The organism is Collinsella tanakaei, assembly GCF_016900375.1.
Lineage (GTDB): Bacteria > Actinomycetota > Coriobacteriia > Coriobacteriales > Coriobacteriaceae > Collinsella.
The window spans coordinates 1-14,147 of record NZ_JACJKB010000018.1 but is presented as its reverse complement, the minus strand read 5'-3'; the positions used below and the strand labels follow the sequence as shown (position 1 = coordinate 14,147).

The window sequence follows — 14,147 nt, the reverse complement described above, 5'->3', positions numbered from 1 at the left end:
AGGGTGCATGCAACTAAAGGAGGAATTGTGGGAGTTATCGGTTACGGCCTCGGTGTTATCGGTGCTGGTCTTGCAATCGGCCTTGCTGCCTACGGCTGCGCCACCGCCATGGCGCGCCAGCCCGAGATCCAGGGCCGCGCGTTTACCGTCTTCATCATGGGCGCCGCTTTCGCAGAGGCTCTGGCCCTGATCGGCTTCGTCGTTGCCCTGGTTGTCCAGTAAGACCGCCGTACAGGGAATGCAGCCAGTCCCAAGGGAGTAGAAGCCATGAAACTTGATCACATCCGTGTGTCTGCAGCCCTCGCTGCGGCCGCGTGCATGGTGCCCTCCGTGGCGTTTGCGGAAGAGGGCGGCGCCGGTGGCGCTGACATCCTCATCCCCAAGCCTGCAGAGTTCATCCCGGCGCTCGTGATCTTCCTCATCATTCTGGCGCTGCTGTGCAAGTTCGCGTGGCCGAGCGTTATGGCCATGTTCGAGCAGCGCGAGAAGACGATCGAGGACAGCATCAAGGAAGCCGAGGCCACGCGTGAGCATGCCGCCGAGACCCGCCGCCAGGCCGACTCGGTGATCGCCGACGCGCGCCGTCAGGCCTCCGACATCGTGCTTGCCGCCCGCTCCGACGCCGAGAAGGAGCGCGCCCGCATCGTCGCCGACGCCCACGCCGAGGCGGAGGACATCATCTCCAAGGCGCACGACCGCGCCGACGACGAGCTCCAGCGCGCCTACGCCGGTGCCACGGAGTCCATCGCCAAGGTGTCCGTCGCCGTGGCCTCCAAGATCGTGGGCGAGACCCTCGCCGACGATCCTGAGAAGCAGCGCGAGATCATCAAGAAGTACCTAGCGGAAGTGGGTAGCCTCCATGCCTAGTAGCGACCGCATCGAGAGCCGCAAGCTCGAGACGTACGCGCGCACGCTGCTCGAGGCATCCAAGGCCGAAGACCACGTCTACGAGAACATCGCGCCCCTCATCGCGCAGGCCGAGGCGTCGCCCGAGGTGGTCGCCGTCCTCGCCAAGATGTCCGAAGAGGGCGATCTCGACAAGCTTCCCGAGGTCCTCGATCTGTATCGCGGCATGGTCGACGAGCAGCAGGAGGTCGTGGGCGTCCACGTGACGACCGCCATCCCGCTCGACGACGAGCTGCGCGACATGATCAAACAGAAATGCGAGTCCGATCTGGAGTCGCCCGTGTTCCTTATCGAGCACGTCGACCCCACGATCATCGGCGGCATCATCCTGTCCGCCCGCGGCCAGCGCCGCGACGCCTCCGTGCGTACGCAGCTCGAGACCGCGCGCAAGGTGATGACGCAGAATACGAAGAAGAGGGAGGTATAGCGTCTATGTCCGAGGCAATCAACGCCCAGAACATCGAGCGCATCCTGGAACAGCGCCTCCTTGACCTCAACGCTACGGTCGACACCCAGGAGGTGTCCTTCGTGGCAGAGGTCGGCGACGGCATCGCGCATGTCGCCGGTCTCCAGCGCGCCATGGCGGGCGAGCTGCTCGAGTTCACGAGCAGCTCGACGGGCAAGACCGTCTACGGTCTGGCGCAGAACCTCGACCGCGACGAGGTCGGCGCCGTTCTGTTCGGCGACGTCGAGCTCATCAAGGAGGGCGACACCTGCCGTACGACCGGCCGCGTCATGGACATCCCCGTGGGCCGCGGCATGCTCGGTCGCGTGGTGAACCCGCTCGGCCAGCCCATCGACGGCAAGGGCCCCATCAACGCGACGCATCGCCGTCCCATCGAGTTCAAGGCCCCCGGCGTTATCGCGCGCAAGCCCGTGTGTGAGCCCGTCCAGACCGGCCTGCTCGCCATCGACGCGATGGTGCCCATCGGCCGCGGCCAGCGTGAGCTCATCATCGGCGACCGCAAGACCGGCAAGACCGCCATCGCCATCGACGCGATCATCAACCAGCGCGGTAAGGGCATGGTCTGCATCTACGTCGCCATCGGCCAGAAGGCCTCCACGGTTGCCGCGATCCGCGAGACCCTGGCGAGCCACGGTGCGCTCGACTATACGATCATCGTCTCCGCCACCGCGGCCGATTCCGCGCCCATGCAGTACATCGCCCCGATGGCCGGTGCCGCGATCGGCGAGTTCTTCATGTACAACGGCGAGGACGGCGAGCCCGCGTCGGCCACCAACCCCGGCGGTCACGTGCTCGTGGTCTACGACGACCTCTCCAAGCAGGCCGTCGCCTACCGTCAGATGTCGCTGACGCTGCGTCGTCCGCCCGGACGCGAGGCCTACCCTGGCGACATCTTCTACCTGCATTCGCGCCTGCTCGAGCGCGCCTGCAAGCTCTCCGACGAGAACGGCGGCGGCTCGCTGACCGCCCTGCCGCTCATCGAGACGCAGGATGGCGACGTGTCGGCCTACATCCCCACGAACGTGATCTCCATCACGGACGGCCAGATCTACCTGCAGGGCGATCTCTTCTTCCAGGGCCAGCGCCCCGCCGTCGACGTCGGCATCTCGGTGTCGCGCGTCGGTGGTGACGCCCAGACCAAGGCCATGAAGCAGGTCGCGGGCAACCTGCGCCTCGACCTCGCCGGCTACCAGGAGCTTCAGGGCTTCACCCAGTTCGGCAGCGACCTGGACGCCTCCACGCAAAAGCAGCTCACCCATGGTTCGCGCATGACCGAGCTGCTCAAGCAGCAGCGCTTCCATCCCATGACCGTGGCCGATCAGGTTACCGTCCTGTATGCCGGCAACAAGGGCTACCTCGACGATCTCGAGATTTCCGAGGTGCTCCCGTTCCGCAACGGCCTCATCACGTTCATGAACGGTGCCTACTCCAAGGTCTTGGAGCAGATCGGCGACGCCAAGATCGACGACGCTCTGGGCGCCAAGCTCGAGCAGGGCATCGTCGAGTACAAGAACCAGTTCGTGTCCGCACGCGCGCAGCAGGCCACCCCTGCTGCCGGCGAGACGGCGTAAAGGAGCGACCAGCCCTATGGCCAACCTCCGCGAAATCAAGAAGCGCATCGACTCGGTGTCCAGCACCGAGCAGATCACGCGCACCATGGAGATGGTCTCGACGGCTAAGATCGGCCGCGCCCTTGCGCGCGAGAAGCAGTCCGAGCAGTACTGCGAGGCCATCACGGACATGATGCTCACGGTTGCGCAGGACGCCTCCCAGGAGACGAATCCCCTGCTCAGCAACCCCGAGCATTACGACTGCGCCCTGCTGATCGTGATCAATTCCGATCGCGGCCTTGCGGGCGGGTTCAACGTGATGGTCGAGCGCGCTGCCGAGAAGCGCATAGATCACTTCCGTCGCCATGGGGCCCAGCGCGTGGAGCTCATCACCTGCGGCCGCAAGGCCTGCGACTACTTCCGCCACCACGATGACGTCGTCATGGCGGTCGAGGGCGAGTCGGACAACCCTACGCTCGAGCGCGCCCGCGTCATCGCGAGCTACGTGTGCGAGGGTTTCGCGAGCAGGAAGTTCGGCCGCGTGGACATCGTCTACTACCACGCGCGCAACCGCGTCGACCAGGACCTGCGCGAGGAGCGCATCCTGCCGCTGGACGAGCTCGTCTTGAGCACCGCCCGCGGCCCGCGCGCCAACGAGGCCGAGGCCCCCAAGCGCCTCACTTCGCCGTTCGAGTACGCGCCCAGCGCCGATCACGTCCTGTCGAAGCTGATTCCCAGCTACGTGCTGACCGTCATCCATCAGGCTCTGATCGATTCCGCCGCGGCCGAGCAGGGTGCGCGCCGCAAGGCCATGCACTCCGCGACCGAGAACGCCGGCGCGATCATCTCTGAGCTCACCCGCACGTACAACCGCGTGCGCCAGGCGTCCATTACGACCGAGATCAACGAGATCGTCGGTGGAGCCGCTGCATTGGAGGATTACTAATGGCAGATACCATCGTTGCTCCGTCTGCGACGACGGCCGGCGTCGGACGCATCGTCCGCATCATCGGCCCGGTCGTGGACGTCAAGTTCAAGCAGGGCGTTCCGGGCATCTACAACGCCCTGACCGTCGATGCCGAGACTCCCGTGGGCCGCATCAAGACCGTGCTTGAGGTCGAAAGCCAGCTCCCGGGCGGCGTCGTCCGCTGCGTGGCCATGTCCTCCACGGACGGCCTGCAGCGCGGCATCGAGGCTGTCGACACCGGCGCTCCCATGAAGATGCCCGTGGGCAACCAGACCCTCGGCCGCATCTGGAACGTCATGGGCGAGCCCGTCGACGGCAAGCCCATGCCCGAGGTGGACGATTACTATCCCATCCACCATCCGGCGCCGAGCTTCGACGAGCTCACGACCAAGACCGAGATCTTCGAGACGGGCATCAAGGCCGTCGACCTGCTCGAGCCCTACATCCGCGGCGGCAAGACCGGCCTGTTCGGCGGCGCCGGCGTGGGCAAGACGGTGCTCATCCAGGAGCTCATCAACAACCTCGCTCAGGAGCATGGCGGCACCTCGGTGTTCACCGGCGTCGGCGAGCGTACCCGCGAGGGCACCGACCTTTACCTCGAGATGAGCGAGTCGGGCGTTATCGACAAGACCTGCCTGGTCTACGGCCAGATGAACGAGCCGCCCGGAGCGCGTCTGCGCATCGGCCTGGCCGGTCTCACCGAGGCGGAGTACTTCCGCGATCGCGGCCAGGACGTGCTGCTGTTCATCGACAACATCTTCCGCTTCTCCCAGGCCGGTTCCGAGGTTTCGGCCCTGCTGGGCCGCATGCCCTCGGCGGTCGGCTACCAGCCCACGCTCGCGACCGAGATGGGCGACCTGCAGGAGCGCATCACCTCGACCAAGACCGGCTCCATCACCTCGGTCCAGGCCGTCTACGTCCCCGCCGACGACCTGACCGACCCGGCGCCTGCGACCACGTTCACCCACCTCGATGCCACGACGGTTCTTTCGCGCAGCATCTCCAGCCTGGGCCTGTTCCCGGCGATCGATCCTCTGGCGAGCACCTCGGACGCGCTCGACCCGAGCGTCGTGGGCGAGGAGCACTACCGCGTGGCGGTCAAGGTGCAGGAGATCCTCCAGCAGTACTCCGACCTGCAGGACATCATCGCGATCCTGGGCATGGACGAGCTTTCCGACGAGCAGAAGCTTACGGTGAGCCGCGCCCGCAAGATCCAGCAGTTCCTGTCGCAGTCGTTCCACGTGGCCGAGAAGTTCACGGGCAACCCGGGCGTGTACGTCCGCGTGAGCGACACCGTGCGCTCGTTTGCCGCCATCGTCGACGGCGAGTGCGACGACCTGCCCGAGCAGGCGTTCCGCTACGCCGGCACCATCGACGACGTGCGCCAGCGCGCCAAGAAGATGGAGGCGTAATCGCCATGGCCATGAAACTGCGCATCGTCTGCCCCGATTCGTGCCCCTTCGACGGCGAGGCGGCCTTCGTGACCGTCCCCACCACCGACGGCCAGGTGGGCATCGCGCCGCTGCATGCGAGCGAGATCAGCACCATCGCGCCGGGCTACGTGCGCGTGTGCGACGAGCGCATGGGCCAGGTTGACCGCACCTTCGCGGTGACCGGCGGCTACGTGCAGATCACCGGCGACAAGATCATCGTCCTGGCGACCCGTGCCCGCGATGTCTCCGGCATCGACCGCGAGGAGCTTCAAGCCAAGATTCAAGGTTTTGAAGACCAGTTGAGCGTTTTGTCGGAGAACGATGCACACCGTGCCTACCTCTATAATGAAATCGCATGGTGTAAACTGCTGCTCGACGCATAGCCCGACGGGCTGCATGCGGGCGGTACCGATAGAACCGACATCATGCCCGGGAGCCCTTTCGCTTCCGGGCATGTTCATATGTCGGCGTTGTGGCGAAGGGAACGCGCTTGGATATCATTCGCGTTGAAGGCGGACACGCCCTGAACGGACGGGTCCACGTGTCGGGAGCCAAGAACTCGGCCCTCAAGCTGATGGCGGCAACGCTGCTGGCCCCTGGCAAGACCATTCTCGAGAACGTGCCGAACATCTCGGATGTTCACGTCATGGGCAAGGTTCTCAAGCGGCTGGGCGCCACGATCGACGTCGTGGACGAGCACAGCCTGGCAATCGATACCTCCGAGGTGCATTCGTGGGAGGCTCCCTACGAGCTCGTCGCCAAGATGCGCGCCTCGACCGCCGTCATGGGCCCGCTGCTGGGTCGCTGCGGTCGCGCCAAGATCGCCATGCCGGGCGGCTGCAACCTCGGCGCGCGCAAGATCGACATGCACATCCTCGGCCTCGAGGCCCTCGGGGTGAAGTTCGATACCGACCACGGCTACATCTACGCCGATGCGTCCGACGGCCTTGTCGGCTCCACGGTGACGCTCGAGTTCGCCAGCGTCGGCGCCACCGAGAACCTCATCATGGCTGCCGTCCGCGCCCGCGGCACGACCGTCATCGACAACGCTGCCCGCGAGCCCGAGATTGTCGACCTCGCGAACATGCTGAACGAGATGGGCGCCAAGATCACCGGCGCCGGTTCCCCGGTCGTGCAGATCGAGGGCGTCGAGGAGCTCCATCCCGTCACGCACCGCGTGATCGGCGACCGCATCGAGGCGGGTACCTTCATCGTCGCCGGCGCGCTCATGGCCGACGAGGGCGGCATCGAGATCACCGGCTTCAATGCGAGCCATCTCGGTATGGTGCTCAAGAAGTTCGAGCTCATGGGCGTCCAGATCGACCGCGGTTCCGGCGGTGTGCGCGTGCATCGCGTCGACCGCATCCGCCCGGTGGACATCCAGACGCTTCCGTTCCCCGGTTTCCCGACCGACATGCAGGCGCAGGCCATGGTGCTTTCCGCGCTTGCCGACGGCAGTTCCGTCATCACCGAGAACATCTTCGAGAACCGCTTCATGTTCGCCTCCGAGCTCGTGCGCATGGGCGCGGACATCCGCATCGAGAGCCATCACGCCATGATCCACGGCGTGGAGGGCTTCTCCGGCGCCCAGGTGGTCTCTCCCGACCTGCGCGGCGGCGCCGCCCTGGTGGTTGCCGGTCTGGTTGCCGACGGGCGTACCGAGGTTTCCGCCATCCACCACATCGACCGCGGCTATGAGCACTTCGTCGAGAAGCTCATCCATCTCGGCGCCTCCGTCGAGCGCGTGTCGCTTCCCGATCCCATTGACGATTAAGCAGGTAGCCGCATGAAGAAGAAACCCGTACAGGACGCACGGCGCCTCAGTACCGGCGCGGCGAGCCGCATCTACAGCCGCGAGAACGTCGGTCGCTATTCCGAGCGCGCCCGCCAGCGCCGTACCGGCAAGCGAATTCGCCGCGTGATCGTGGTGACGCTTGTCGCCCTGCTCGCCTGCGTGGGCACGGCTGCCGGCGTATGGTTCTCCAGCATCGCGGGTCGTCTTAACAACGGTGCTATCATCACTCCCGACCTGCTCCTCACGCTGGTCGATTCCAACGTGACCAGAGAGCCGTTCTACATGCTCCTGCTGGGTACCGACGGACGTCCGGGCGAGGATTCCTACCGTGCCGACTCCATCGTGCTCGCGCGCATCGACGCACCCGAGAAGGAGGTCACGCTGATCTCCATCCCGCGCGATACCAAGATCGAGTACGACGGCTCCACGATGAAGATCAACGCGGCGCACGTGTACGATGGCGCCGAGGGTATGGTCGAGGCGGTCAACGACCTGTGCGACATCAAGATCTCGCATTACGCCGAGATCAACTTCGAGGGTATGCAGCAGCTCGTCGACGCCTTGGGCGGCGTCGAGGTGAACGTGCCCGATCGCATCGACGACCCGAAGGCGGCCGACTTCGTGATCGAGCCCGGCCTGCAGACGCTCAACGGCGAGCAGGCGCTTGCGTTCTGCCGCTCGCGCGCCTATACCGACGGCGACTACACCCGCATGCGCCATCAGCGCATCTTCCTGGCGGCGCTCGCCAACACCATTCTGAACAAGATGGATGTGGGCAACCTCATGGGCATCGTCGACTCGCTGTCCAGCATGGTCGTGACCGACATGAGCGTTCAGGACATCATCAGCCTCGTGAACGCAATGCGCGGCATGAACACCGACAACATCTGGACGGCGAATCTCCCGTCCTGGGCGGGCGAAGACACCTGGATCGACGGCCAGAGCTACGTGTTCGTCCACGAGGACGAGCTCGAGGAGATGATGGAGCGCGTCAACGCCGGCGAGGACCCGCAGGGTCCCCAGACCATGGGCACGGGCGGCGAGTCCGCGACGACAGGCGACCTCTCCAACAACGAGGCGGATGACTGGGCGTACGGAACGGCGACAACCAGCAGCTCCTCCTCCGAGGAGGATAGCGAGTACACCGAAGAGGAATACTCCGAAGACGAGTACTGAGAAGAGTAGAAAAGGGCGCGTGCCAAAACCGGCACGCGCCCTCTTTCAACTCCGGGGACGGCGGAAGCGGGGGGACGCGGTGAAATTTAGGGGACAGGCCCCAAGCATTCATTAGGTGCCTTTTCTTCAGGTTCACCTTTACTGCAATGAACGTTTGGGGCCTGTCCCCTAAATTTCACCGCGTCCCCCCGCTTCCGCCGTCCCCGGAGTTGCATGCACCCAAAAACTCACCTTTGCAGGCGGACCAGGCGCAGCAGGGGCATTCGCGTGAGGGCATCGACAGCAATCAGGATCGCAACGACCGCCAGGCTACCGGCGATACCCGCTGCAACGAGGTCGATGGCACCGATCGTTGTACTGAAGCTGGAACCGCCAGCAAACGCGAGGGACATGAGCGCATCGACCGCCCGACGCCAAAGCGCATAGAACATAGACTGGGCGATGTAGAAGCCCAGGATGGAGCCGGCGGCACGGGTGATGAGCGGCGCCGCCATCGGATGGTCTTTGCGCGGCGCCTCCGGATGCGCGGCAACGGCGAGCGACAGCCATGCCAGGACAAACGAGATGGCAGATGTCGATTTGAACGAGGTCGCAACCATCAGGTCGCCTCGTCCGTTCGCGGCAAGCCAGATTTCTCCGACGAGCGAAAGGCTCGCGGCTCCTGCGAGCGCAGCGGTCGCAGCGCGATAGCTCAAGGCTTTCTTGCTGAGCACATCGCTCAGGGCGCCTCCGGCAATGAAAGCCGCGCCATAGCTCGCCGCGCTCATGAGCTTGCGCCATTCGAGCAATCCGCGCACCTCGTTTCCCGGTGAAACGAACGCGATGTATGCGTTGATGAGGTAGATGGCCGCCACGATGAGGGCGGTGAGGCCGACGCGCGCGCGGCAGCGCTCCCAGAGCCAGCCGATAAGGGGCGTGATCACCAGCATGGCGAGGTAGACCCAGATGAACTCGAGCCCGCCGATCAGCCACCCGGTCTCGTGGAGCGAAACGCCAGGCAGCGGTACGACCCGAGCGCTCACGATGAGGGCGACCGCTGCGTAGAGGGCAACGGACAGCAGAATCACGGCGGCGCGTCGAGCCGTGCGCGCCAGCTGGTCGCGCAGATAGCCGGCTTCGCGCGATGCACGCGCAGCGCTCGGTATGAGGAACAATCCGGAGATCGCGAAGAAGACGCAGTTGCCGTAGGCGCCGAACAGGTTGATGAACCCCAGCAGGCCGGCGGCGGCCGGCGTCGCCGCGACAAGCGAGGCGGCGTCGCCGGCGCCGGGAACGAGACCGGGGCCCATCAGCTCCGTCATGTGCGCGAAGAGCGGCTGGAAGCTGTGGAAAATCGCGATAGAGCAGATCGCCACCAGGCGCAGCGCCTCGATGCGGATGTTGCGCGGGGCCTTGGTGCCCATGGCGCGCTAGTGTGCGAAGCGGGCGACAAGCTCGGCAAGCACGTCGACCATCTTCTCGAGGGAGCTGACGGGGATGAACTCGTTCACGCCGTGGCAGCAGTAGACGCCGGTGGACAGGTTGGGGCACGGCAGGCCGCGGAACGAGAGCTGGGCGCCATCGGTGCCGCCGCGGATGGGCAGGACGTTCGGCGTCACGCCCACCGTCTCGAACGCCATCTTCGCGGTGTCGATGAGCTCGGGGTAATCGGCCACGATCTCGGCCATGTTGCGATACTGCTGCTTGATGTCCATGTGGACGCGCTGCTCGCCCAGACGGGCGTTCATGAAGTCACAGGCGCGCTGCATGAGGTCGATTTTGGCCTGGAAGCGCGCAGCGTCATGGTCGCGCACGATATAGCGTGCGGTGGCGTGGGTGACCGTGGACGATACGCCCTCGATATGGATGAAGCCCTCGTAGCCCTCCGTGTGCTCGGGGCGCTCGGGAACGGGGAGCAGGTTGTGGAACTCGCAGAACAGGTTCGTGGCGTTGACCATGCGGTTCTTGGCATCGCCCGGGTGGATGGAATAGCCGTCGAAGGTCACTGTGACCTCGCAGGCGTTGAAGCACTCCCATTCGATCTCACCGATGGGGCCGCCGTCGACGGTGTAGGCGTAGGTGCAGCCGAACGCGGGGATGTCGAGCAGCTCGGCGCCGTGGCCGATCTCCTCGTCGGGGCAGAAGCAGACGGCAAGCGGCGGATGCGGCAGCTCGGGGTTCTCGGCGATGCGGGCGACAAGCGCCATGATCTCGGCGATACCCGCCTTGTCGTCGCCGCCGAGCAGCGTGCGGCCGTCCGTGCACACCAGGTCCTCGCCGACGAGCGCATCGAGCGCGGGGAGCTTGTCGGGACCGATCTTGATGTCGGTGCCGTCGACCGTGCCGCACACGAGGTCGCCACCCTTATAGTGAACGATATGCGGCGCCACGCCCGCGCCGGGCGCCACCTCGGTGGTGTCGAGATGCGCGATCAGTCCAAGCGCCGGCTTGTCCTCCGACCCGCTGCTCGCAGGGATGTGCGCGGTGACGTACGCGTGCTCGCTGACCTCCACGTCGAGTGCGCCGAGGGCGCGAAGCTCGTCGGCGAGCAGGTTCGCAAGGTCGAACTGGCAGTCGGACGAGGGCACACGGTCGCAATCCGCATCGCTGGACTGGGTATTGACCTTGACGTAGCGCAAGAAGCGCTCGAGAACGTCGGACTGCTCGGTATGGGACATGGCTTACTCCTTCGGGATGGCGCGCGTTCGCATGCGCACGCGCGTGGTGACTTCACGGTTACTCTAGCACGCGGACAGGACGCGAAGGTCATGATGAATGCGCTACACTTGTCCGTGGATACGACGGGAGGATACGCATATGGAAACCACCGACATCTCGCGTGAGCTTCACCTGACGGTCGCGAACGAGGACTACCTCGAGTGCATGGTCCGCCTTGAGCAGGAGGGCGCGCAGGGCGAGGGCATCCGTTCGGTCGATATCGCCCAGCAGCTCGAGGTCTCTAAGGCGTCGGTCAACAAGGCCGTCACGGTGCTCAAGGAGCAGGGCCTGGTTGAGCAGTCCCATTACGGCAAGGTCGTGCTCACCGATGCGGGCAGAGATCTGGGCCGCGCGGTATGGTATCGCCATCGCCTGATCCGCACGTTCCTCATCCAAGAGCTCGGCGTTCCCTTCGAGCGCGCCGATGCGGAGGCGTGCATGATGGAGCACGCCTTGTCTGAAGACACCATGCAGCGTTGGCTCGGCTATCTCGAGCAGCAGGGCATCGTCGTCGGCGAGGAGTAGCGTTGGGCGAAATCGAGCATAGCGTTGCGCAGGACCGATTCGATCCGGCGCGGTTCGACCGCGCGGGAACGGCGTGGCTCGAGGAGCATCTTGGCAAAGACACCCTGCTCATGCAGGGGCCTATGGGCTCGGAACTCATAGGCCAGGTGGGTTCCGCGCAGGTGCCTCCGGCCTTTTGGAACGTTGCCGACCCGCATGAGGTCGAGCGCATCCACTGGATGTACCGGACGGTCGGCGCCGACATCATGCTCACCAATACCTTTCAGGCATCCGGACCCGCGCTGGAGCGCGACGAGGTCCGGGCCGGCATGGAGCGCGTGAACCGCGCTGCCGTGGCATGCGCTCTGCATGCGGGCGCCCCCTGTACGCTTGGCTCCATGGGTCCTTGCGGCATCTCGTGGCTTGCGGATGATACCCCTGAATACCGCGCGGTGATAGCTGCCTATCGCGAGCAGGCGTATGCGCTGCTCGACGCCGGATGCCACGGCATCGTGCTCGAAACCTTCACCGCCCTGCGCGAGCTCGAGGCGGCACTCGGGGCCGTGCAGTCCGTGGCGGACGGCATGCCCGTGCTCGTGAGCTATGCCATCGACGATGAGGGAAACCTGCTGGGAGACGGCCTCAACATCGAGGCGGCGTGCATGTTTGCCGAGAGCCACGGCGCACGTGCCGTCGGCGTCAACTGCTGCTCGCTCGAAGCAGCGACGGCGGCTGTGCCTCGCATGGTCCGCGCGGTCTCGGTTCCCGTCATGGTGAGGCCCAACGCGGGAGACCCCCAGGTCGATGACGAGGGACAGCTTCACTGGTATGAGCTTCCCGACGATTTCGCGGCCGCCTGCGAGCGTTGGTGCGCCGATGGCGCGCTCATCGTCGGCGGGTGCTGCGGCACGGGGCCGCGCACCACATGCGCTCTGTCCGGCTGCCTTGAGGCGCGAGCCCGCAGGTAGGTCACGACATCGTGAATGACGCGAGCCGCGCTGCCACTGCGCGCTGTTGTTGAGCGCGTGAACGGTGACTGGCATCTGCCTCATGGGGTATAGACATAAAGCATATGAAATACAACCCACTCTGCGCAGATGCGCACGGGAGCGCTGAGGTAATGGGCGGATTGATTCGCTTCGGCACAGATGGCTGGAGGGCGCGCTGCGACGGCGCGTTCACCGAGGACAACGTGATTCGCGTCGCGGATGCGGTGGCGTCGCTGTGGGCGCGTTCGAATCCCGGGGCCATCGTATATATAGGTTTCGATACGCGTCCGGAAGCGGGTCGGTTCGCCGGGCTCGCTGCGCGCGTCATCGCCGGCCACGGACTGGTTGCCATGCTGAGCGATCGGTTCGTTCCCACCCCGGCCCTTTCGTGGTCGATCGCGCACGACCCGCGCGCTTGCGGCGGCATCATCGTGACCGGCTCCCATCATCCGAGCGACTATCTCGGTATGAAGTTCCGCGTGGCGGACGGCGGGGCGGCTTCTTCCGATTTCATGGACGAGATCGAGGACGCCATCGACCCGGATCCGACCGAGGTGCGCGGCCCCGTCAAACTGATCGATTTCGCGACCCCGTATTTCGACGCGCTTGTCTCGCTTGTCGACGGAGATGCGATCGCCCGCGCGCACATGCATGTGGTTTACGACTCCATGTACGGCTCCGGCCGTGGCTCGATGACCGCGGTGCTGGGCGCGCTCGGCGTGACGGTGACCGAGATCCATGGGACCGACGACGAGGGCGTGGCGGATATGCGCCCCGAGCCTATCGAGCCGTGGGTGGACGAGTGCGAGCAGGCGGTCGTCGAATGCGGCGCCTGCTGCGGCCTAATCAGCGATGGCGATGCCGACCGCCTGGGTGCGGTCGACGAGCACGGCACCTATGTGAACTCCCATAAGCTGCTCAGTCTCATTCTGTGGCATCTCGTGGAGAATCGGGGGCTTTCGGGCCGTGTCGTGCTGGGGGCGGCGTCGTCGCTGCTCACTCGCAGGCTCGCCCGCTCGCTGGACTGCAAATATGTGATCAAGCCGGTCGGCTTCAAGCATATATGTGAGGAGATGCGCAAGGGCGGCGTGCTCCTTGGCGGCGAGGAGGCGGGAGGCTTCGGCATGCCCGATCATTTCCCGGAGCGCGACGGCCTGCTGATGATCCTTCTGCTGTGCGAGATGATGGCGGTTTCCGGAAAGACCTTGGGCCAGCTTGTGGAGGAGCTCGAAGCCGAGTTCGGAAAGACCTGGTATGCGCGCCGCGATATCCGCATGCAGAACGAGAACGTCGAGATGCTCAGGACGATGCTTCCCGGCATGAACCCGCGGACCGTCGGGGGCAAGAAGCCGGAGCGCGTGAGCCATGCGGACGGCCTGCGTCTGGAATTTGCCGACGAGTCGTGGCTCCTGCTGCGTCCGAGCGGCACGGAACCGCTGGTACGTATATATGCGGAGGCGTTCACCCTCGAGCAGCGCGACGAGTTGCTCGAAGCGGGCGGGCAGATCGCACGCCTCGAAGAAGAGGCATTTGTGTAGACCACGTGAATGCGTACATTCCCGCCCCCGGCGCCCCCGGGGAGTGGCAATATATCTCCCTGCCGCGCGGGCGAGCACCCGCGGCGGGCACCTTGAGAACCGGATACAGCGGGCAGCGCCGATGAG

General features: G+C 65.3%; 14 protein-coding genes. 12 read left to right on the top strand and 2 right to left on the bottom strand.

Translation table 11 applies throughout. The annotated features are described in order from the left end of the window. Positions 1–27 precede the first annotated feature (27 nt). The 9 genes from H6A16_RS09585 (at position 28) to H6A16_RS09545 (ending at position 8,293) form a co-directional block, all read left to right on the top strand. Entirely contained in the window at positions 28–222 is a 195-nt protein-coding gene (locus H6A16_RS09585; protein ID WP_204562271.1) for an ATPase, read from the top strand. Between the two features lie 45 nt (positions 223–267). Beyond that, positions 268–867 carry a F0F1 ATP synthase subunit B gene (gene atpF / locus H6A16_RS09580; RefSeq protein WP_204618610.1) on the top strand — a complete coding sequence of 200 codons (600 nt, stop codon included), beginning with the start codon at positions 268–270 and terminating at the stop codon, positions 865–867. Further along, positions 860–1,333, top strand: coding sequence for a F0F1 ATP synthase subunit delta (locus tag H6A16_RS09575; protein ID WP_204618608.1), 474 nt, complete (start codon positions 860–862; stop codon positions 1,331–1,333). The genes atpF and H6A16_RS09575 overlap by 8 nt, the downstream gene beginning before the upstream one ends. 5 nt (positions 1,334–1,338) lie before the next feature. Next, complete coding sequence (atpA, locus tag H6A16_RS09570; protein WP_204618606.1) at positions 1,339–2,943, top strand: F0F1 ATP synthase subunit alpha; 1,605 nt, start codon at positions 1,339–1,341, stop codon at positions 2,941–2,943. 16 nt (positions 2,944–2,959) lie between these two features. Further along, entirely contained in the window at positions 2,960–3,868 is a 909-nt protein-coding gene (atpG, locus tag H6A16_RS09565) for an ATP synthase F1 subunit gamma (protein WP_204618604.1), read from the top strand. Beyond that, a complete protein-coding gene (gene atpD, locus H6A16_RS09560) occupies positions 3,868–5,301 on the top strand; it encodes a F0F1 ATP synthase subunit beta (RefSeq protein WP_204618602.1) in 1,434 nt (477 codons plus the stop codon). Before atpG ends, atpD begins: the two co-directional genes overlap by 1 nt. A 5-nt stretch (positions 5,302–5,306) precedes the next feature. Further along, a complete protein-coding gene (gene atpC, locus H6A16_RS09555; RefSeq protein ID WP_342589751.1) occupies positions 5,307–5,705 on the top strand; it encodes an ATP synthase F1 subunit epsilon in 399 nt (132 codons plus the stop codon). 107 nt (positions 5,706–5,812) lie between these two features. Next, positions 5,813–7,096 carry a UDP-N-acetylglucosamine 1-carboxyvinyltransferase gene (gene murA, locus H6A16_RS09550; RefSeq protein ID WP_204618600.1) on the top strand — a complete coding sequence of 428 codons (1,284 nt, stop codon included), beginning with the start codon at positions 5,813–5,815 and terminating at the stop codon, positions 7,094–7,096. 12 nt (positions 7,097–7,108) lie between these two features. After that, entirely contained in the window at positions 7,109–8,293 is a 1,185-nt protein-coding gene (locus tag H6A16_RS09545) for an LCP family protein (RefSeq protein WP_204618598.1), read from the top strand. A 227-nt stretch (positions 8,294–8,520) separates the two neighbouring features. On the opposite strand, the gene H6A16_RS09540 is transcribed toward H6A16_RS09545, so the two are convergent. Next, the gene (locus H6A16_RS09540; RefSeq protein ID WP_204618596.1) at positions 8,521–9,696 is read right to left on the bottom strand and encodes an acyltransferase family protein; all 1,176 of its coding nucleotides are present in this window, start codon (positions 9,694–9,696) and stop codon (positions 8,521–8,523) included. 6 nt (positions 9,697–9,702) lie between these two features. Then, positions 9,703–10,950, bottom strand: a complete 1,248-nt coding sequence (gene pepT, locus H6A16_RS09535) for a peptidase T (protein WP_204618594.1) — start codon at positions 10,948–10,950, stop codon at positions 9,703–9,705. A 139-nt stretch (positions 10,951–11,089) separates the two neighbouring features. Between pepT and H6A16_RS09530 the strand changes: the two genes are divergently transcribed. The 3 genes from H6A16_RS09530 (at position 11,090) to H6A16_RS09520 (ending at position 14,021) form a co-directional block, all read left to right on the top strand. After that, positions 11,090–11,515 (top strand): metal-dependent transcriptional regulator, encoded by a 426-nt coding sequence (locus H6A16_RS09530; RefSeq protein WP_204618592.1) that lies wholly within the window; start codon positions 11,090–11,092, stop codon positions 11,513–11,515. Between the two features lie 2 nt (positions 11,516–11,517). Further along, a complete protein-coding gene (locus H6A16_RS09525; RefSeq protein ID WP_239458325.1) occupies positions 11,518–12,462 on the top strand; it encodes a homocysteine S-methyltransferase family protein in 945 nt (314 codons plus the stop codon). A 152-nt stretch (positions 12,463–12,614) separates the two neighbouring features. Further along, complete coding sequence (locus H6A16_RS09520) at positions 12,615–14,021, top strand: phosphoglucomutase/phosphomannomutase family protein (protein WP_204618590.1); 1,407 nt, start codon at positions 12,615–12,617, stop codon at positions 14,019–14,021. Positions 14,022–14,147: the final 126 nt, after the last annotated feature.

What these genes read in the sequence shown, in the direction of transcription:
- atpF (WP_204618610.1), top strand. Translation starts at nt 268, where the DNA reads ATGAAACTTGATCACATCCGTGTGTCTGCAGCCCTCGCTGCGGCCGCG.
- H6A16_RS09575 (WP_204618608.1), top strand. Translation starts at nt 860, where the DNA reads ATGCCTAGTAGCGACCGCATCGAGAGCCGCAAGCTCGAGACGTACGCG.
- atpA (WP_204618606.1), top strand. Translation starts at nt 1,339, where the DNA reads ATGTCCGAGGCAATCAACGCCCAGAACATCGAGCGCATCCTGGAACAG.
- atpG (WP_204618604.1), top strand. Translation starts at nt 2,960, where the DNA reads ATGGCCAACCTCCGCGAAATCAAGAAGCGCATCGACTCGGTGTCCAGC.
- atpD (WP_204618602.1), top strand. Translation starts at nt 3,868, where the DNA reads ATGGCAGATACCATCGTTGCTCCGTCTGCGACGACGGCCGGCGTCGGA.
- atpC (WP_342589751.1), top strand. Translation starts at nt 5,307, where the DNA reads ATGGCCATGAAACTGCGCATCGTCTGCCCCGATTCGTGCCCCTTCGAC.
- H6A16_RS09545 (WP_204618598.1), top strand. Translation starts at nt 7,109, where the DNA reads ATGAAGAAGAAACCCGTACAGGACGCACGGCGCCTCAGTACCGGCGCG.
- H6A16_RS09540 (WP_204618596.1), bottom strand. Translation starts at nt 9,696, where the DNA reads ATGGGCACCAAGGCCCCGCGCAACATCCGCATCGAGGCGCTGCGCCTG.
- pepT (WP_204618594.1), bottom strand. Translation starts at nt 10,950, where the DNA reads ATGTCCCATACCGAGCAGTCCGACGTTCTCGAGCGCTTCTTGCGCTAC.
- H6A16_RS09530 (WP_204618592.1), top strand. Translation starts at nt 11,090, where the DNA reads ATGGAAACCACCGACATCTCGCGTGAGCTTCACCTGACGGTCGCGAAC.
- H6A16_RS09520 (WP_204618590.1), top strand. Translation starts at nt 12,615, where the DNA reads ATGGGCGGATTGATTCGCTTCGGCACAGATGGCTGGAGGGCGCGCTGC.